Annotated in this window: 1 protein-coding gene; it reads left to right on the top strand. The window is 52.8% G+C overall.

Features of this window, described 5'->3' with window-relative positions; all coding sequences use genetic code 11:
- Nucleotides 1–103: 103 nt before the first annotated feature.
- A partial coding sequence (locus Q3A88_RS21855) for an IS630 family transposase (protein ID WP_317178666.1) occupies nt 104–1022 on the top strand: 919 nt, incomplete at its 3' end.

Here is a 1022-nt window from a genome sequence, read left to right on the forward strand (position 1 = left end):
CTAAATAGCTTCGCCAAATAGTAGATCACTTGAAGGGAACTCAGTCCGAGTTGAGCGATCTGATCAATCGCCAAACATCACAAACCACCAACCGGACTGAGCGATGCCGATCATAGCAGCAATCCCTGATGAAGAACGACAACTGATGTGCAAAGAAGCCCAACAAACACGCGATAAAAATTATGCCAGACGACTCATTGCGATGTTGATGTTGCATCGGGGAATGACCGTCACCGAAGTTGCCAGATTGCTCTGTGCTGCGCGTTCATCCGTCGGAAGATGGATAAACTGGTTTACTTTACAGGGTGTTGAAGGACTCAAGAGCCTCAGGCCCGGTCGTGCGCCTTGCTGGCCGGTCGCCAATATCCAGCGAGTGCTTCCCTTGCTGGTTCAACGGTCGCCGAAGGATTTCGGCTGGCTGCGCTCCCGTTGGAGTACGGAGTTACTGACCCGTATCGTCAACCGGCTTTTTGACGTGGCACTTCACCGTTCCACCCTGCACCGATACCTCAAACAGGCCGGTATGGTCTGGCGCAGGGCCGCGCCGACGCTGAAAATCAGGGACCCGTATTATGATGAAAAGCGGCTTGCCATCGAGCAGGCGCTGGCTCAGGGCTCAGCGGCTAATCCTGTGTTTTATCAGGATGAAGTCGATATCGACCTGAACCCGAAAATCGGTGCCGACTGGATGCCCAAAGGGCAGCAGAAGCGTATCGCCACGCCGGGACAGAACCAGAAACATTATCTGGCTGGCGCACTGCATTCGGGGACGGGCCGAGTCTCCTACGTTAGTGGCAACAGCAAGAGTTCTGATTTATTTATCAAACTGTTAGAGTCATTACGACGCACATACCGGCGGGCGAAAACCATTACGTTGGTGGTTGATAACTACATCATCCATAAAAGCCACAAAGTGGAGTGCTGGCTGTCGGAGAACAGTAAGTTCCGGCTACTGTTTCTGCCGACCTATTCGCCGTGGCTGAATCCAATTGAACGGCTGTGGTTGTCGTTACACGAAACGA

The sequence above is a fragment of the Pectobacterium sp. HCp5_1 genome, from assembly GCF_032905925.1.
Classification (GTDB): Bacteria; Pseudomonadota; Gammaproteobacteria; order Enterobacterales; family Enterobacteriaceae; genus Pectobacterium; species Pectobacterium brasiliense_A.